This is a genomic window from Halobacillus locisalis (assembly GCF_013694105.1).
Lineage (GTDB): Bacteria > Bacillota > Bacilli > Bacillales > Halobacillaceae > Halobacillus > Halobacillus locisalis.
Genome location: NZ_JACEFG010000001.1, coordinates 320,397 through 339,501, shown reverse-complemented (window position 1 = coordinate 339,501; position 19,105 = coordinate 320,397). Strand labels below are relative to the sequence as shown.

The 19,105-nt window shown below is 41.2% G+C and carries 19 protein-coding genes; 3 read left to right on the top strand and 16 right to left on the bottom strand.

Annotated features, from left to right (window positions below):
* Positions 1-109: 109 nt before the first annotated feature.
* The 4 genes from H0266_RS01695 to H0266_RS01680 all read right to left on the bottom strand — a co-directional run bounded on the left by H0266_RS01695 (position 110) and on the right by H0266_RS01680 (position 4,927).
* A complete protein-coding gene (locus H0266_RS01695) occupies positions 110-2,005 on the bottom strand; it encodes an LTA synthase family protein (RefSeq protein ID WP_181470649.1) in 1,896 nt (631 codons plus the stop codon).
* Between the two features lie 279 nt (positions 2,006-2,284).
* Positions 2,285-3,241, bottom strand: coding sequence for an ROK family glucokinase (locus H0266_RS01690; protein WP_281374199.1), 957 nt, complete (start codon positions 3,239-3,241; stop codon positions 2,285-2,287).
* Positions 3,242-3,244: 3 nt separating this feature from the next.
* Entirely contained in the window at positions 3,245-3,457 is a 213-nt protein-coding gene (locus H0266_RS01685) for a YqgQ family protein (protein WP_181470647.1), read from the bottom strand.
* A gap of 66 nt (positions 3,458-3,523) precedes the next feature.
* Positions 3,524-4,927, bottom strand: a complete 1,404-nt coding sequence (locus tag H0266_RS01680) for a spore germination protein (RefSeq protein WP_181471695.1) — start codon at positions 4,925-4,927, stop codon at positions 3,524-3,526.
* A 204-nt stretch (positions 4,928-5,131) separates the two neighbouring features.
* Between H0266_RS01680 and H0266_RS01675 the strand changes: the two genes are divergently transcribed.
* Positions 5,132-5,992: a hypothetical protein gene (locus tag H0266_RS01675; RefSeq protein WP_181470646.1), complete on the top strand. Its 861-nt coding sequence runs from the start codon at positions 5,132-5,134 to the stop codon at positions 5,990-5,992.
* Here H0266_RS01675 and H0266_RS19680 read toward each other — a convergent pair.
* From H0266_RS19680 to rpmG, 4 genes are all read right to left on the bottom strand, one after another.
* Positions 5,989-7,524, bottom strand: coding sequence for a rhomboid family intramembrane serine protease (locus H0266_RS19680; RefSeq protein ID WP_181470645.1), 1,536 nt, complete (start codon positions 7,522-7,524; stop codon positions 5,989-5,991). The two genes, H0266_RS01675 and H0266_RS19680, sit on opposite strands and share 4 nt — an antisense overlap.
* A 112-nt stretch (positions 7,525-7,636) precedes the next feature.
* Positions 7,637-7,828 (bottom strand): hypothetical protein, encoded by a 192-nt coding sequence (locus H0266_RS01665; RefSeq protein ID WP_181470644.1) that lies wholly within the window; start codon positions 7,826-7,828, stop codon positions 7,637-7,639.
* A 135-nt stretch (positions 7,829-7,963) separates the two neighbouring features.
* Positions 7,964-8,536: a 5-formyltetrahydrofolate cyclo-ligase gene (locus tag H0266_RS01660; protein WP_181470643.1), complete on the bottom strand. Its 573-nt coding sequence runs from the start codon at positions 8,534-8,536 to the stop codon at positions 7,964-7,966.
* A 53-nt stretch (positions 8,537-8,589) separates the two neighbouring features.
* Positions 8,590-8,739, bottom strand: coding sequence for a 50S ribosomal protein L33 (gene rpmG, locus H0266_RS01655; RefSeq protein WP_181470642.1), 150 nt, complete (start codon positions 8,737-8,739; stop codon positions 8,590-8,592).
* 181 nt (positions 8,740-8,920) lie between these two features.
* On the opposite strand from rpmG, the gene H0266_RS01650 reads away from it, so the two are divergent.
* Both H0266_RS01650 and H0266_RS01645 read left to right on the top strand, forming a co-directional pair.
* Entirely contained in the window at positions 8,921-9,292 is a 372-nt protein-coding gene (locus tag H0266_RS01650; protein ID WP_181470641.1) for a hypothetical protein, read from the top strand.
* Positions 9,289-9,759 (top strand): hypothetical protein, encoded by a 471-nt coding sequence (locus tag H0266_RS01645; protein WP_181470640.1) that lies wholly within the window; start codon positions 9,289-9,291, stop codon positions 9,757-9,759. The genes H0266_RS01650 and H0266_RS01645 overlap by 4 nt, the downstream gene beginning before the upstream one ends.
* 37 nt (positions 9,760-9,796) lie before the next feature.
* Here the strand turns inward: H0266_RS01645 and phoU are convergent, their stop codons facing one another.
* The 8 genes from phoU to H0266_RS01605 form a co-directional block, all read right to left on the bottom strand.
* Complete coding sequence (phoU, locus tag H0266_RS01640) at positions 9,797-10,456, bottom strand: phosphate signaling complex protein PhoU (protein ID WP_181470639.1); 660 nt, start codon at positions 10,454-10,456, stop codon at positions 9,797-9,799.
* A gap of 24 nt (positions 10,457-10,480) precedes the next feature.
* Positions 10,481-11,287, bottom strand: a complete 807-nt coding sequence (gene pstB / locus H0266_RS01635) for a phosphate ABC transporter ATP-binding protein PstB (RefSeq protein WP_220127140.1) — start codon at positions 11,285-11,287, stop codon at positions 10,481-10,483.
* Positions 11,288-11,359: 72 nt separating this feature from the next.
* Positions 11,360-12,238, bottom strand: a complete 879-nt coding sequence (gene pstA, locus H0266_RS01630; protein ID WP_181470637.1) for a phosphate ABC transporter permease PstA — start codon at positions 12,236-12,238, stop codon at positions 11,360-11,362.
* Positions 12,238-13,185, bottom strand: coding sequence for a phosphate ABC transporter permease subunit PstC (gene pstC, locus H0266_RS01625; protein WP_181470636.1), 948 nt, complete (start codon positions 13,183-13,185; stop codon positions 12,238-12,240). Before pstC ends, pstA begins: the two co-directional genes overlap by 1 nt.
* A 78-nt stretch (positions 13,186-13,263) precedes the next feature.
* Positions 13,264-14,280, bottom strand: a complete 1,017-nt coding sequence (locus H0266_RS01620; protein WP_181470635.1) for a PstS family phosphate ABC transporter substrate-binding protein — start codon at positions 14,278-14,280, stop codon at positions 13,264-13,266.
* Positions 14,281-14,467: 187 nt separating this feature from the next.
* Positions 14,468-16,621 carry a peptidoglycan D,D-transpeptidase FtsI family protein gene (locus tag H0266_RS01615; protein ID WP_181470634.1) on the bottom strand — a complete coding sequence of 718 codons (2,154 nt, stop codon included), beginning with the start codon at positions 16,619-16,621 and terminating at the stop codon, positions 14,468-14,470.
* Positions 16,622-16,715: 94 nt separating this feature from the next.
* Complete coding sequence (locus H0266_RS01610; RefSeq protein WP_181470633.1) at positions 16,716-17,951, bottom strand: MFS transporter; 1,236 nt, start codon at positions 17,949-17,951, stop codon at positions 16,716-16,718.
* Between the two features lie 182 nt (positions 17,952-18,133).
* Complete coding sequence (locus tag H0266_RS01605; RefSeq protein WP_181470632.1) at positions 18,134-18,748, bottom strand: superoxide dismutase; 615 nt, start codon at positions 18,746-18,748, stop codon at positions 18,134-18,136.
* Between the last annotated feature and the right edge of the window lie 357 nt (positions 18,749-19,105).

Here is a 19,105-nt window from a genome sequence, read left to right as displayed (position 1 = left end):
TCTACTTGAATGATATGTATGTACCTAACCTTACCCTATTTAAGGCAAAAGTATGTGAAGACTTTGTAGCAAGAAAAAGCCACTAGAGTGTTACTCTAGTGGCTCAGCTTTAAGAGGATGGTGTCGACTCATCAGACTGTCCAAAGTCGTAGAATCGGAACAGATCCCCATAAATGATATTGTCAGATAACTGAAGTTCTTTGTCTACCTGCTCTTTAACAGGTGTGCATGCCTCTGCTTGTTCATCTACAAGCTCAGTACCCGTCTCTCGTTCATAACAGATGCCATCCGTGAAGACATAAGCTTCATTAATGAAGCTTCCGTCTCGCAATGCCACAAAATCATCCTTTTGCTCAGCGAACATATTCTCTCCGAACGTTAGGTCTTGTTCAGCCTCAATCCCTAGTAAATGAAGAAGGGTCGGTTTCACGTCGATTTGGCCGACCGCTTTCTCGTACACTTGGCCATTTTCATAACCTGGTATGTGCACCATGAATGGGACGCGTTGAAGTTGGACATGTTCATATCCTGTGATTTCTTTTCCCAGGAATTGGCTCATGGCTTTGTTGTGGAATTCACTGATGCCATAATGATCTCCCATCATAACAATGATGGAGTCTTCATAAATTCCTGAATCCTTCAATTGTTGGAAAAACTGTTCTAGCGCCTCGTCAGTGTATCGTGCGGTTTGGAAGTAATGATTCAACGTATTTGAGCCAGAATCATAAAGGTCGATATTCGCCTTTTCTTCCGGCATTTCAAACGGGAAGTGGTGAGTCAACGTAATGAATTTACTGTAAAACGGTTGTTCTTGGGACTGCAAATATTTAATGGATTGCTCGAAGAACGCTTTATCTTCAAGTCCCCACCCAAATGAGTTCTCTGGTGTCACCTCGAACGATTGCTCTCCGTAGAATTCATCGTACCCTATATTCTCATACATGACATCACGGTTCCAAAAGCTCTTATTATTAGCGTGAAACACTGACGTCTCATAGCCATTATTATTCAAAATTTCTGGTAAAGCATTGTATTCATTCTGGGCATGTGTAAAGTACACTGCGCCACGTCCAAGAGGGTATAATGAATTCTCTACAATGAATTCAGAATCCGATGTTTTGCCTTGAGCGGTTTGATGATAAAAGTTTTTGAACCAGATTGTATCCTGACTTTCCTTTAAATCATTCAAGAAAGGAGTCGTTTCGGTTCCATTTATATTCGAATCGAACAAGAAATTCTGAAACGATTCGACACTGACAAAAATCACATTTTTATCTTCGGCAATCCCAAAGAGATCTGCCTTTTCTCCTTTTCTATCGGGAGAATGTTCGTCTAAATAAGTCTCAACTTCACTAATCTCACTTTCATCTGCCAGCACACGCTGAGCCCTCGTTTTTGTCTGCATCGTCATATCGTAAAGATGGTAATTATAAACACCGATATTCTTCACTAAATATTCACGGTCAAATGCACGCACGAACAACATAGGACGTTCGATTTCTGCGAGTACGACATTACCCGCTAACAGTAAGAACGTTACGGCCGTTGCGGCAATTTTCCCTCTTTTAGGCATACGCACAGATAAGTTGAATTTTTGTTTACTCAAGTACCAGATGAGTGCGACATCTAAGAAAATAATCAAGTCTTCGATGTGTAACAACGTCAAAAAGCTACTTGTCAAATCAGCGGCATTGTTGCCTTGGAATAGAACAGGAATCGTTATGAAATCCGTGAAATTCCGGTAGAAAACCAAGTTAAAGAACAAAATCAACGAACCGACTAACGATGTCCACCGCAAGTACTTCATTTGGCGTTTAGGGTTTAACCATACGCTTATGGCAAAGATTAAATAGGCACTAGCCAGAGGATTGACAAATAGGATGAACTCTTGTAGCGAGTTTTCTATAGATAGGTCAAACATAAACCGATATACAACGTACGTTTTCAGTCCAAATAAAATCGTTGCTATGATAAATAAAGGCATGCGTAATTTTTGAAATGGCATGACTGTTCCTCCTCTATTGCATGTACGGATCAAGCATTATTTTACATGCGCTTAACCATCATACATAACTACCTTTACAATTTCCACTTAAAATAGATATTAAACTCATTCCTATAATATGACGTAAATGATACCACAAAAGTTTCATGATTTTTTATGATATACATAAATTGTAATTGGAATGTCACATTGTTTAATCCGTATGACAAAATCGCCCCTGAATTTACCTATATAGACAAAAAAAGTTGGAGCTGATCGCTCCAACTTTTTTCCTGTGTTTTATTGATTTTTCTTAACTAAATACGCTCCACCAATGACACCAGCGTCATTGCCGAGTTCAGCAATTCCAAAGCTTGACGCCTCTCTAGTCCGATTTAGAGCATACTTGTTATACGCTTCCTGCAAGGGATCAAGTAACAGATCGCCTGCTTTGGACACTCCACCGCCGATTACGATTTTCTCTGGGTTCATGGCAATCGCTAAATTAGCTATGGCCAATCCGAGTGTATCCATGACATCATTGATGACCGTGACAGCTAACTCATCACCTTTATATACCGCCTCGAACACCTCTTTTGAATTCAAACGTCCAGACACGATTGAGTCCTTCAAAATCGATTGTTCGAAATCTGTCAGTGCGTTTTTAGCTTTACGCACGATTCCGGTTGCAGAGGCTTCTGTTTCTAAGCAGCCTGTTTTACCACAATTACAAGGAGCGCCACCTTCTTTGACGACCGTCATATGACCGATTTCAGCAGCCGTACCATTCGCTCCATTGATGATTTGACCGTTCGTGATGATTCCACCACCGACTCCTGTACCAAGAGTCACAGCAATCAAATGCTCAGCTCCACGACCAGCGCCTAACCAATTTTCACCTAAAGCGGCAAGGTTTGCATCATTATCAACCCAAACAGGTAAACCAGTCAGGGCTTTAAGCTGTTCACCGAAATCAAAATCTTTCCATCCGATGTTGACGGCTTCATGAATGTAGCCTGTATCCGTATCGACAAAACCAGGTGCTCCCGCCCCGATGCCAGCGATTTGGTCTTTTTCAATATGTAGCTCCTTTAATGCTTCCTCAAACGCTACGTGAATATCTTGTGGTATTGACGCACCACGGTTTTCCGTATTCGTCTTGATTTCCCATTTCTTCTTTATATCACCATCACCATTAATTACAGCTAACTTGACAGTCGTACCGCCAATATCAGCACCAAGGTATAATTTCTCCATCAATCAAACCTCTCCCTCTACACGGTCTTTCATACGAGCAATCTCTCCACGTAACAACAGAATCGCCATTTGATAGTCTTCTGTCGACATGCATTGCGCCTGGTACAGTTCGCGAACTTCTTCTTCCATTAATTCTAATTCTGCGAGTCGATCCCCCACATAAATGAAGGTTCCGAATTTTTTTAAGTGTTGCTGAATATCATAAATTGTCTTCACGTTTCATCACCTCTTTCATTATACCAAGTCCAGATAAGAATGAAAACGGTAAAACCCTGATGCTAGTTAGCGATCAGGGTCTTTAGGATGTAAGAAGGCAGGTCTTCTATTTTTTAAAGGGATGGGAGACCTGATGAGAACGTCACGGAACGGCTTCCAAGAAAACGGGAGGAATGGCCATAGATATGGTGTCTTAAAGGTTTGCATGCGTGACAGATAGATCAACCAAAAGCTGACACCAATAATATAACCTTTGACACCGAATAACCCCGTCACAATCAGCAAGCACAATCTTGAAATTCGATCAGCGAGCCCCATCTCATAACTGGGGGTGGCAAATGTTCCAATAGCAGCCAGAGACAAGTATAAGACGACTTCCCTTGAGAAGAGACCTACATCTACAGCTACCTGTCCAATTAAGATTGCAGCCACCAACCCAAGCGCTGTACCAAGAGAAGAAGGGGTGTGGATCGCTGCCATACGCAAGAGATCAATTCCTATCTCGGCAATTAAGAACTGTAAGAGTAGAGGGATGACGCCTTGATCTGATGGACCTATGAAAGAAAGAGCTTCAGGTAGCAGTTCAGGATACATAGAGAACAAGAAATACAACGGTAAAATGAAGATTGATGCGATAAAAGCAAAGAAACGTACCCATCTCAGGTAGGCTCCGACCAACGGCTTTTGCCTATACTCTTCTGCGTGCTGCAAATGATGCCAAAACGTAGCTGGCGTAATCATCACACTAGGCGACCCATCGATGATAATGAGGATGTGACCCTCGTATAAATGTGCAGCAGCAGTATCCGGGCGTTCAGTGTAGCGAATCACAGGATATGGATTCCAGTGCTGACCACTTATATATTCTTCGATGGTTTTCTCGGCCATCGGCAATGCATCCGTATCAATTTCTTTGAGCACTCTTTGTAAATGTTCCACACGACTCGGATCAGCAATATCTTTTAAGTAACATAAACAGACATCCGTTTGAGAGCGCCTTCCGATTTGCAAGTATTCCATTCGCAATGACCTGTCACGAATTCGTCGCCTCGTAAGTGCCGTATTAAAAACAATCGTCTCCACGAAACCATCTCTTGAGCCACGAACAACCCTCTCCAAATCCGGCTCTGCGGGACCACGAACCGGGTATGTACGCGCATCAATCATGATGACTTCATCGCAGCCTTCCACTACGAGTGCCGTAGGGCCGGCCAATACCGTATCAGCGGCTTTATTTAAATCTTTTTCTTGATCAAGTTCGACATAAGGCAAATGTGTTTTCAACAATTGCTTTAAAGGGTCAGGGTCAAGTTGATCTTTGTCTAACTTAGAAAGTAACTTCATCAAATAATGAAGAATATCATCTTTAACAAATCCATCTACAAGAAAGAGAGACATCCCTCTCCCTGCATAGACAAGATCTAAATGAACCATATCAAAACTTTCATCGACGCCCAGTCGTTCTCTCATATAGGAAACGTTTTCCTCATATTTGTTGAACAATGGTTGCTTCTCTTCGCTCACTAGGAACCCTCCTCTATACGAGGCTTAGTTTCTTCCATTGATTGAAAATCATACATTTTTTGAAGTGAAGGGCATGTCCGCTTATGAACGTACATATCTATTTCTATAACGCAGCGCTAAATAATGAGAGGACGGTAAGGGGATGGAAGAATGAAGAGAGTAACATTGTACGGACTCGTTTGTTCTTTATTAATATTCGTCGTGTTTCTATATTTTTTACAAGCTTCAAAGGAAGCAGAAGTCGTTAAATACTTCCCTATTGATCCGGATAGCCAGTTTTCGAAGTATGGTACAACCTTATCCTTTGCATCGCAAGCGGATGAGGATGAGTATGAAGTCGTTTGGGACATGTATTCTACAAGTGATCAAACTCAATACCTACGCCAAGATGTTTCTCTCCTTTATGTAAATGGACGATTGAAAGGCATCATGAATAAATGGAAAGAAAACACGAAAGAAATCGAGAAACAATCAAGTATTCACGGGGAAGATAGTCAGAAATATGAAGCCATTTCCTTTCACCACGGAGAGATTCACGAGGGGGAGGAACCGATTCGCAGTATTCAAGCGACTTCTTCAGATGTACTGTACGTCATCGACTCCCCTCACAGCAACCGAACATCATTTCATCAAGCAGACACGAAAGAAGAGAAAGACTGGAAACAACGACTTGATCATACGATCCAACAACAAGTGGAGGTTCAATGGGAAGAACTTTATTCATATTACCAAATTCCCCCGGACAAGTATGTTGAGGTTCCCCTGACACAATTGTCCACCTTTAAAGATAAACCGTTACCCGGAGCCTCAGAAAAAAATTCCGAAAGAATTCTTGGCCAATTGTGGGAAGGACTTTATAAGAATTACATTTTAGCGATCACCGATACGCCCTCTAAACATCCAATACAGAGCTATATTCCGATCATACTCTTTGATAAGAACGGGAAACACCTTATGGTTTTGTTCGAAGATGATACAGGGAAAAAGCATCAACTCATCCAATATTATTAAGAAGAAGAAAGTTCTTTCTGGAGTTGTTGGAAACCCTCGTTCTCGGGTTTCAATTTGGCAGCTGTTCCCGCGTGATCGGCTGCCTTTTCAAGCTCACCTTCCTGTTGATACAAAACAGCCAAGTTGTAATGCGCTTCCGCCATATCAGGCGATTGATCGACTACTCTAAGCAAATCTTCCTTCGCTCCTTTTGTGTCTCCTACTTGCATGTAGGCATAGGAGCGGTTGAATAAGAGTGGGGCTTCAAAATTCCCATTCTCTTCAAGTGCCTCTGTCGTCAATCGAATGACTTCGTCAAAATCTCCTGTTTGATTAAGCTCTTGCGACTCTTTTACCTGCTCAAGCGTCTGGTTCTCGTTGAATGTGCTTTGAACACCAAGCCAAGCCATAGCCATAATAGCGACTAAGTAAAAAGCGAACGCCAGCAACTGCCTTATGATGTTCTTTTCTTTCGGAAGATGAACAAAAGCTGATGCAATAAATCCTCCTATTAATCCACCGAAATGAGCACCGTTATCAATTTGTGGTACAAGCAGACCAAAAACAATATTCAAGCCTATTACAAATAGAAGGTTCCACCCCATTGTCCTGAAAAACAACTGTTTATGCTGGACACCGAAAAACAGTAACGCTCCGAACAATCCGAAAATCGCTCCTGATGCACCCGCTGCAACATGAGGATTCAACATAAAACTAGCCAAACCACCAAAAACGCCTGCGAACAAATAGATAACGGTAAAACGCCATGAGCCATATATTCGCTCAACGGCATTACCCAGGTAAAATAATGCAAGCATATTCATGAGTAAATGCAAGGTTCCAATATGAAGAAACATCGAAGATAGAATTCTCCACCACTCTCCATCGATTATGGCTGGATTGTATTTAGCTCCGTATTCAATCAAAGTCTGAACCGAAGTGCTATCCCCATTCCCCTCAATGTAGAAAAACACTAATAAATTGATAGCCAGTAAAAGATAAGTCATGACTGGTTTGCCAAATCGAAAGAGGGATTGGTCTTCTTGTTGACGTTTACGATGGTTTGTTGCAACCTGCTGTCTTAAGTAGGGAACCATCGCTTCCATCTCGGATTCAGAAGGATGTTTCTCTTGAATCGTGTCTTCACTATGGATTGCGCTAAAAAACCTGGAACGCTCTGAGCTTTTTTCTTCGTCAGAAAAGAAGAAAACGTTCGGAGTTGGTTTTTGGCCAGAGAACTCTTCTGTCACACTCTTCCATTCATCGACTGGTGGATGTTCAGCCACATAGCCCACATGCAAAACCACATTTCCGCCACGAAACAACTGACGGTTCTTATTCACCCGCTGCTGAGTAAGCAACAACTCTCGCTTCAACTCATTTCTCCAATTAATCTGCTTCTGCTTCAGACGGACAACATGAGTCTTCCACTGAATCTCTTTCTCAAGCCAAACTTCTTGTTCTTCAGATTGTATAGAGAGAACTTGGAAACCATGAGCACTAACAAGCTCATAAACGAATTTCCAAAAATAATAATTCTGTTCGACAAACACATTTTCCCCTCCCTCAGATGCCATTATCATATCACGGAGAAAACAGTAACTTCTATTCATAAGTTTTCACCTGAAAGCAAACATCTATAAACAATGAAAAAAGCTGTCATTACTATGACAGCTCAGAGTTTTTACTCCCTTGGAACATATGCCCTAACATCTTCCTTCGTATATAAGGGACATTCATCGTCAATCGAACCATCATTTTTCTCAAAGCAGGTATAGATGAAACATAATTGATGAGTTTGTACCTGAATTGATACATTCCCATGATGACAGTACCGATGATCAAAATCCATTTCATCAATGGTTGCAATGACTCCACCTCTATTCTTCATGTAGATAGAGTTATGTTTCGTCAGAGACCTCTTGCCTATTCATGAATGTACGCTCCAACAACAGATTTGGTTGGTTGTTTAGGTACAGATTCCGAATAAAGTTAATTCGTAGAACCTGTTGAGTGCATTCCTCTTTCTGTTAGCACATATGCCACTGGCTGATCAAAACGTTCTACAGGTATTGTTGAGTTTCTTTGATGTTCAGATGCCATCATTAGAGTTTTCCCTTGGAAATTGCTTAGAAAACGGTCGTAATATCCACCACCGAATCCAATACGATATCCATCCTGATTGAAAAGCAAACCAGGGACTATTAACAGGTCAATCTTGTCTTTATCGATTGCCTCTGTTTTCATAGGATCGGGTTCCTTCAACCCATAGTAAACCGTTTCAAGATCATCAAATGAAGAAAGCTTGTAAAACTGCATCTCTTTCGTCTGAGGATTACACTTCGGCACCACAACCTGTTTGTTTTGCCCCCATCCCTCTTGAATGATGGATATGGTGTCCCATTCAAAACCTTGAGAAATCGTCACACCAACTGTATCAGATTCCCTCCAGATTTCACTTTTAAAGAATACGTTTTGCAGCGTTTTCTCGATGTCATCCCGTTCCTGAAAAGAAATATATTGAAGTTTTTGCTTGGCTTCGCTTCTAAGATCTGATTTATTCATGACATCGCCTCCAGACGGATATAAAAAAAACAGTAGGAAAATCTCCTACTGTTTTACTTCGTTTCGCGGTGAAGCGTATGCTTTCCTAGACGTGGGCTGTACTTTTTAAGCTCCAGACGTTCAGGGTTTGTACGCTTGTTTTTTGTAGAAATATAATTGCGGTCACCTGTTTCAGTGCAAGCAAGTGTAATATTTACACGCATTGGTTATCCCTCCAAATCTTCAATTCTTCACTGTCTTATTCATATTATCAGACTTAACTATAATAACAAAACAGACGATGACTTTCAAGTGTATATTTGTTGTAAAATCCTATAATACGTCATGGTCACACTATCTATTCTATGATATAACTAAACAAGAAGATGTTAGGAGTGAATACGATTGGTATATGTATTGATCACATTGTCATCTGTTTCGATCGTTCTCTATATTCTTTCCTTCTTTATGAATAATCGAATGAAAGAGTTAGAAGAGCAGCTTGAACAAGTATCGATGGAAATGATGCAATCGAATTACCAGACGAGTCAGAAGCTCAAAGTACTTGAGGAAGAGCTGCTAGCAGAGGACTTGACTGGAGAAATCCTCAAAAACCAGGAGAAGACGACGGGCCAACAACCCCCTTTGATTGAGAACGTCTTTGCTATGTATCAGCGAGGCTATAAAGCTCATTATATTGCAAAACATACAAATCTTGATGTGCATGATGTGCAATCATTGATTCAACAGTGGCAGTCAGAAGGTGTACACTCGTGAAACAAACGATACGCACGTTCGCTTTAGGGTTATTAACGGCCACAACCGCACTAGGTGTGACCTATTACATGGAGGAACCTTCGTCTGAACCTCATCAGAAGCAACTCACTCTAGAGGACATGATGACAGAGGTAGAAAAACAGGGTTACGCGGTCTTATCCAACCAAGAGTTAACAGCATTAGAAAACGACTCATCCCCTCGTGAGGCACCTAAAAACTCCGAGAAAGAGGATGAAGAAATACCTGAAACAGAAAAGGTATATGTTTATTCTCTCGATATCGTACAAGGAACAACGTCTGATGATATAAGTAGAAAGCTTGCACAAGCCGGAATCATTGAAAAGGCAAGTGAACTTGAGCAGTATATGGCAGTGAATGATTACAGTCGCTTTATCCAAGTCGGACAAGCAACCATCGACTCGGACATGACTCTCAATGAAATAGCAAAAGCGATCACATCAAAGTAAAGAGGATGCCCTTTAAAAGGGCATCCTCTTTTTTATCTTATTTATTCAAATCATACGACTTGCCTTTTACTAAATAAAAGATATTTTCACCGATATTCGTAATATGGTCAGCGAACCTCTCGATATAACGGGCCACATAAGCCATCTGCATAATATGCTGGATTTGTTCAGGGTTGATGGCCGTTAGTTCGAGCATCTGCTTAACAACTTGACCATACTTCTTATCTATGATGTCATCCATTTCAGCTAATTTATTTGCAAGCGAAATATCTTCATATTCGAAAGCCTTCACAGCGAGATCAACCATGTCCATCGCAATGACTGCCATTTCACGAAGTTCTGGGTCGATTTCGATATTGTGATCCTCACCTAAATGAATCGTCGCTTTCGCAATATTGGTTGAGTGATCAGCCATACGCTCTAAATCCGAAGAAATTTTGATTGCACTGATCAGCCTTCTCAGATCACTGGCTACAGGTTGTTGCTTCGCAATCATCAATGCGGCCGTATCGTTGATTTTTTCTTCTTTAGAATCTAGAAGCGCATCATCTTCGATCAGCTGCTTGGCACGCTCGACATCGCATTCATACAGTAAATGGATAGCTGTATCAAGCGAATATTTCGAATCAATAGCCAACTCTTTAATTTGTTGCTTCAAATCTTTTAATTCTTCTGTAAATTGAGCACGAGTAGACACGACTTATTCCCCCTATAAAAGTATTTATCCGAAGCGGCCAGTAATATAATCTTCTGTTCGCTTGTCTTGAGGGTTTTGGAATAAGTCATCTGTTTTCGCGAACTCAATTAATTCACCGTTCAGGAAAAATGCGGTCTTATCAGAAATACGAGCGGCTTGTTGCATATTGTGTGTCACGATAATGATGCTGTATTTTTTCTTCAATTCTTGAACCAATTCTTCAACTTTTGCTGTAGAAATCGGATCAAGAGCAGAAGTTGGCTCGTCCATCAAAATGACATCAGGTTCTACAGCTAAAGCACGAGCGATACAAACACGTTGTTGCTGTCCACCAGATAAACCATATGCGTTTTCATGCAAACGATCTTTCAACTCATCCCAAATTGCGGCACCCTTCAGACTTTCCTCTACAATTTGATCTAGAGTTTCTTTTTTCTTGATTCCATGGATACGCGGCCCATAAGCGACATTATCATAGACAGATTTCGGGAATGGGTTCGGCTTTTGGAAGACCATACCAACTTTTGTCCGCAAGTATTCTTTTGCATATTTGTTACCGAAGATCGGTTGGTTGCGATATTTAATATCACCTGAAGTCTTTACGATCGGAACCATCTCGACCATACGATTCAACGTTTTAAGGAACGTGGATTTACCACAACCAGACGGTCCGATAATCGCTGTGACTTGTTTCTCCGGTACTTGCATATTCACTTCATAAAGAGCCTGATCTTGACCATACCAAAGGTTCAAGTCCTGTACATCAAATACATAATTTCCCTCTGTTTGTTTCTCACCAGCTTGGATATTCTCTTTCTTTATCGTTGCCATTTCACCTACATTGGTTCCTTTGTTTTCTTCCATTACTTTATTCATTATGAAACCCTCCACATCCATTTATATTTATAGTCGACGTTGAAATTTATTTCGGATCAATACGGCTACGGAGTTCATGAGTAGCAAAATCGCTAACAATACGATAATTCCAGCACCTGCGACGAATTGCCACTCTTCTTGTGGTCTGCCTGTCCAGTTATAGATCTGAATGGGCATAACCGTGTATTTAGCTAATAATGAATCAGGCAACGTGTAAATAGCTGTTGCTGCACCTACGATGATGAGGGGAGCTGTTTCTCCGATCGCACGTGATAGTGCAATGATCGCTCCTGTCAAAATCCCAGGAATAGCAGCAGGTAAAATGACACGTTGAATCGTTTGCCATTTGGAAGCTCCCATACCATAAGAGGCTTCTTTTATTTCAGCAGGTACAGAGCGCACAGCTTCTTGTGCTGCTACAACGATAACGGGCAGAATCAGTAACGCCATTGTTAATCCACCTGCAATGAGGGTATACCCGAAATTAAACATATAAACGAAAAATGTCAATCCTAACAAACCAAATACAATGGACGGCACACCAGCTAAGTTTTGAATGTTTACTCGAATGAAGTCTGTAAACTTGTTTTCAGAGGCGTACTCTTCCAAATAAATCGCTGTCGAGACACCGATTATGACTGAAAACACAGCGACAATCAGCATCAGAAGAATCGAGCCAATTACACCCGCCCATAACCCTGCTTGTTCTGGATAAGGGGCCGGGAAGCTCGTAATATAATTCCAATTTAAATAACCAATTCCTTGAGTCAATACACGATAAAAGAGGAGCGCAAGGAAAATCAAGCCGACAGAAGTTGCTAAGAAGAACAACACCATCATGATTTTATTGGTACGCACTCTCCCTTGCATGCGAGATTTTATACCTTGTTCGTTTTGTCCAAGCATTAATATTCCTCCCTGAACCTTCTTGAGATGAATTGTGCGATTAAGTTCATGACTAGCGTGAACACGAATAACGTCATACCAACAGCGTACAGACTATAATAAATGGTCGAGCCGAACGTTGTGTCACCTGTTGCGGCTTGTACAATGAAGGCTGTCATCGTCTGAATCGACTGTGTGGGATCAAACGTCAAGTTCGGTGTTGCACCAGCTGCAATCGTAACGATCATCGTTTCTCCGATTGCACGAGAAATCGCCAGTACGATTGAAGCGACAATACCTGAAAAAGCGGCTGGAAGTACAACTTTGAACACAACTTCTAACTTCGTTGCCCCAAGTCCATAAGCTCCTTCACGTAGAGCATTTGGTACAGAGTTCATCGCATCTTCAGATAAAGAGGCTACCATAGGAATAATCATAATACCTACAACAAATCCAGCGCTTAACGCATTAAAGATACCTAAATCAGGTAAGATCGCCTGAAACATCGGTGTGACGAACGTTAATGCGAAGTAACCGTAAACGACCGTTGGAATACCTGCCAATACCTCTAATACTGGCTTGATAATTCTTCTTGCTTTATCGTTTGCATACTCACTCAAAAAAATGGCGGACATCAGTCCTAGTGGTACAGCTACAACGGTAGCAATTAAAGTGATCAACAATGTTCCACCTATCAAAGGGGCTACACCGTAATGACCTGACCACGGAGACCAACTTGTTCCTGTATAGAATTCAAAAATCGAGACGTTGGAAAAGAATCCAATAGACTCGCGTAATAAAGTAAATAAAATACCGACTGTTGTCAGCACACTAACAATGGCACATAGCAACAAAAACCACGGAATCACTTTCTCTATTTTAGATCCGAAACTTGATTTTTGTTTATTTTGTTCGATCAGTTTCTGGACATCCAATCCTTTTCCCTCTGATTGCAAACTTCTGTCCATCTTTGAAAACTCCCTTCATCCATAAGGCAAGGTGAGACCTTGTGGGTCTCACCCTCCTTGTTAAATTTTCAAAATTACTTATTCAGCCCAGCTTTTTGCCGTTTCAAGTTGCTCTTGGTACTTCTCATCAGGAAGTGCCACATAGCCAACTTGTTCAGCTGCTTTACCAGCATTGTTCAATGTGAATTCAACGAAGTCACGAACTTGTGGTTTTTCTTTATAAGAATTCACATTTACATATGTGAATACCGGGCGAGAAAGTGGTGTATAAGAACCATCTTGAATTGTTTCACCATTCGGTTTAATGGCTTCAGCATCTTCGCCATCTTTTATACCTAGTACTTTAAGAACATCTTCGTTCTCAGCGTAATAAGCATAACCGAAGAATCCGATTGCATTTGGATCGTTTTCGATACCACGAACTAGAACGTTGTCATCTTCAGAAAGTGTTGTGTTTTCGCCTTCTTTCATTGGCTCTTCTTCTAGAATGACTTCATTGAAGTAGTCGAATGTACCTGAGTCATGACCAGGGCTGAAGATTTTGATTTGTTCTTCTGGCCATTCCGGGTTAATGTCAGACCACATTTGCGCGTCAGATGATGCAAGGAAAATTTGTTGTAATTGTTCAACTGAAAGATTTTCTACAAAATCGTTTTGTTGAGAAACGACTACTGAAAGACCATCATAAGCAAGCTCAAGCGGCTCAAGTGTAATGCCGTTTTCTTCAGCAATTGCTTTCTCTTCTTCCTTGATTGGGCGAGAAGCGTTAGAAAGGTCAATTTCACCAACAGTAGATTTCTTGAATCCACCACCGGAACCTGAACTGTTTAGAGTTGCGTTAACTTCTGGGTTATCTTGGCTGTATTCGTAAGTCAGGTACTCCATGATCGGGAATACAGTTGAAGATCCGTCGATTGCGATTGGACCAGAAACTTCTTCGCTACCTTCGCCTTCACTTCCGTTTGCACTTTCTTCCGTTGACTCTGAATCAGAACCACTTTCTGCTGGCTCTTCTTCTGAACCGCCACATGCTGCAAGTACTCCTAGCACCAAGATGAATGCTAGCATCAATGCTAAACTCTTAAGGTTTTTCATTTCTTTCTCCCCCTATAGGTCTTTAGTTTGTGTGATGATGGCTTGACCAACTCACATCCTATATACTACCGACAGAGTTTTAATTACATATAAACGAAACGTAAAGGTTTTGTAAATTAGGGGATTTTGTTGAAAAATGTCCTTGATCACAGGTTTTCGACCAAAAAAAAGAGCGATACTAGTCGTATCACTCTTGTTCTGAAGGATTTTCATCGGTTTCCGTAGAAGATAGACCTTCTTCTGAACGTTGTTCTTTCAATTTAAAGTAGGCTTCTCCGATCCTTGCTCCTATCTTATTGCTCACATTGAAGGTAGACGTAGCATCATCACCCAAATACGGTGTCATAACAGAGAAGGCGATTTCTGGATCGTCATGCGGTGCATAACCAACCAGCGTCTTATTCAACAGATTACGGATTGGCCGGTAAGATTCCCCGCCATTTACAGGAACATACTTCGTCGCTTCCGCTGTACCTGTTTTTCCGGCCATTCTATATTGAGCATAAGGTTCCTTTGAAAATATGCTACTCGCCGTACCTCTAGGTGTTTGAAATACTTGCCTGAATCCTTCTTGAACAGCATCGATATAGGATGGATCCATTTCAACCTGATTTAGAACTTGTGGAGAATAGTCGTTATAAACAGGACCTAATCCCTCTACCTTCATGGATGGGTCATGAACTTCTTTTACTAACCGCAACCTCATTCGATCTCCACCATTAGCAATCGTAGAGACATATTGATTGAGTTGCATAGCTGTATAAGTGCTGTATTGACCTATCGAAAAGTCGAGAATAAGACCTGGATTTGGATCGTCTCCTTGGAAACCTGTTTCTTCATAAGGAAAGTCCAGTCCGGTTTCTACTCCTAAACCGAATTGGTTGAAGTTATATAAAAAGGTTTCAAATGTTCCTGGTGCTAATGAAATCCGCCCGCCAGGTTCATATCCATATTCTCCACCTAACCACATCGCTAAGTAGAACATATAGACGTTTGACGATTGTTGCAAAGCGGATACAGGGTTTACGACACCAATGTTCGGTGTGTAGGAACTTTTCCGTTTCCCAGCAAGGTTGATCGCAACGTCATTGACTGTCGTATATCGGCCAATCGCCCCTTCGTGTAAACCGGTCAGAATGGTGGCTCCCTTGACTGTCGATCCGGGCGTATAGGCGTTATAGACAGCCTGGTGTGAGACGTCAGAAAAGCGATCTTCCCCCTCTTCCAGACTTCGGTTATACTTTTGTCCGGAAATAGCTAAAATTTCTCCAGTTTTCGGATTTGAAACGACAGCTACACTATTTTCAAGATTACTGTTTTCGTATGGTGCTTCTCTTATCGCAGCTGCTAATTCTTCGCGTACAATTTGATCGACCATCTTTTGAAGCTCCATGTCTACGGTTAAAACCAGGTCTTTCCCTCGTTCACCTTCTCTTATGACTTTGGAATCCACAACATTATTGTCTTTATCGGTTAAGTATTGGACTTTCTCTTTCGTCCCTCTTAACACATCTTCATACTGTTGTTCTAAACCACTGATTCCCACTCGGTCATTCCGGCTATAATCCAAAGACATATAGTAATCGAAATCGTCTCTTGGAACACCTTGGTTCCTTGAGGTGATTCCACCAATGTAGTTCTTAAAGGTCGTTTCGAATGGATAACTGCGCTCCCAGTCTGCTGTAACATTCACCCCAGGTAATTGCGCCAAATGTTCAGCAACAGTGGAGTACTCTTCCTCCGTAATATCCGCATTCTTTATAATGTGTGGAGACAACGCATACGCTTTGTCGAGTTCTTTCTTTATGGCGATAATTTCTCTTGTAGCATCATCATAACTTTGGATCTCTTCTTCGGTTATACTGTCCAGTTGAAGTTGATATATTTCCCCATTTTCCATCTCGCTTGTATCGACGTCTGCAACACGATCCTGAATCTCCTCCCGATTCTGCAGGAAGAAATACTCTTTTAAATCACGCGTACTCAACTTATTTTCAAAAGGCATATTCATGAAATCTGCAAGTCTTTTCGCTAATTCCAAACGGTCCTCTGGCTGCACCCCTTTTGGAGGAGTATATGTAATAGAATAAAGTGGCTCATTATCAACAATGACCCGGCCATAACGATCATACATTTCCCCACGAGGTACAGGAATATTCGTCGTCGTATTTTCTGTACGATCGATTTCTTCCTGCGCTTCTTGACCGTTCAATATTTGAACAACGCCTAATTGCAAAATGATGGCTGCAAATAATAAAAATACAATAAAAAACACGACGTTCAAACGGAAAGGAAGGTGCGACTTTTTCTTTAGTTGCTTCTTTTTCTTTTCCTTACCCATGGTTCTCCTCTCCCTTGCTTCTCGAAAAAATTCTTTCTATATTATAGCACGGTTTGCTTCTATAAGAATAGACGAGAGTTCGGGTTTATACGTTTCAATGATGTGTCGCACGCATCGTTTTTGTGTCAATGCGCCTGATAAAGAAATACGCCAGAAAGTGTCCTCCCCCTACAAGCAGCAAAATATACGGAATACCTGATTCTGGTTGTATAAAAGGAATCGAAAGCAAAAATATAGCAATCGATAAAACCCTTCCAGAATTCAAGAAGATCTCACGGACCACAATGTACTCGATTCGCATCTCTCCGGCATTCCAAGACTTCCCTATTACATCGTAAGTAAGAGACAGATACGGCACGTAAAACAGAGGGAAGAAAATCCCACCAATGGCACCATAAACTAAAAGCAGCGGCATATTATAGCTCACAAGTAGAATCAAAACGTTTAAATATAAAACAAGTCCTGCGAGAAGAATGGCTTTCTTTCTCCTTCTAGGCTTCACCACTCGACTCACCAAAAAATAAAACAAGAATGAGAATCCTGAATACACTAGGTTAAATAACCCGATCGACAGCTCATCTTGAGTCATTAAGAAAATCCAAATCGAAACAGCAAAAAGGAATGTGCCTTCCCTGAACCCTTGAGACACATGAGCATTTAGAATTCTTCTCCAGTTTGTATTGTGTTTACGTTCATCAATGATTCGTTTAAAAGAAAAGTTCCCCTTTGCTTTTCTTCTGGACAATCCAAAACTGACGATTACGGCCACAATAAATAGTCCAAACGAGATAGCGAAAATCACAGTATACCCCGTAAAATTATTCAGACGCGATATAATAAACCCCGCCAGTAAAGGACCGCTCATTCCACCGAGGGACTGCAAAACGCCAAGAAACCCATTAAAAAAATCCCGCGTATCCGGCTCTGTAATTTCGAAAGTTAACACGTTGTAAGCAAGCCAATAAAAACCATACCCTATTCCGAGTAACGCCCCGAGCATAATATTGAAAGTGGCCGCTTTCTCCCCAACTATAAGAACAGTAAGGAAAAATAGAGACAGCACGGTTACACCCGTTCGTAACACAATGACCCGATCAACCCTCTTCGCACATTTACCTGCAAAGATGAATGTCAAAGGCTGCAAAATATATATGCTCATATTGTAAAGAGCAATATCTGTATAGCTATTCGATTGTTTCCATAAATAAATATTCACAAAGGTACTCGACAAGAAAATACCTAGGGAGTAAAGCCCTCCAATTAAGAGCAGCAACAATAAATCCTTTGATACATTTTCGCGGTTCAACCACGCACGTAGCTTACTCACCATAAACATGTCTCCTTTATGTTCCCTCCTTAGTGTTGTCATAACAAAAAGAGATATACGAACAAAAAGGAGACAGCAGGGAATACAGAAACGCGTGATTGCCTCAAAATCATGACTTAGACAAAAGTTTTCGGGTTGGAACAAAAAAAGGGCATGGCAACCGCCATGTCCTTTAGTTAATACATTTATTTAGCTGCGTCGAAACGCTTCGCTACTTCGTCCCAGTTTACTACGTTCCAGAATGCAGAAACGTAATCAGGACGACGGTTTTGATAATTCAAGTAGTATGCATGCTCCCAAACATCAAGACCAAGAATAGGCGTTTTGCCTTCCATTAAAGGAGAGTCTTGGTTAAGCGTATCGATTACTTCTAGGTTACCGTTATTTACAACTAACCATGCCCAACCAGAACCGAAACGACCTTTTGCCGTGTTTTCAAATGTTTCTTTGAAAGAATCTAGGCTTCCGAACGTGTCGTTGATTTTCGTAGCAAGATCACCTGTAGGCTCGCCACCGCCATTAGGAGACATGATTGTCCAGAATAGAGAGTGGTTCGCATGGCCGCCACCATTGCGACGTACGGCTGTTTGAATGTCTTCAGGTACTGCCGATAGGTTGTTAGCAAGTAACTCCTCAAGTGATTTGTCTTGAAGATCCGCATGCCCTTCTAGTGCATTGTTCAGCTTCGTTACGTAACCATTGTGGTGTTTCGTATGGTGGATGTTCATTGTTTCCTTGTCGATTGTTGGTTCTAGTGCATCATAAGCATAAGGTAGTTCTGGTAGTTCAAATTTAGCCATTGTATAACTCCTCCTTAAATGTAATATGTAAAACAAGAAGTGGCTTTACACAACCTCTTAATTTTACATTACCAAACCGAAATATGACTTGCAACTAATTTGCAAGACGAGAAATATGTTCTATATCTCTCCCGATATTATGCATTCCCTTTTTTAAGGAAATCAAACGTCTTCCCTTAAGATAGTGCCCCATATCTTGAAGACTCAAAAAGGAGACTTCGGGTCCTCCCCGAAATAAAGTGTGGAGTGCGAGTGTCCGGAAAAGCTGAGTAAATGTCCGATATAGAAGGTCGCTAGTCCGAAATGTGCAGATGGATGTCCGATATAATGCATCTCTTGTCCGAATCATTTTGTTAA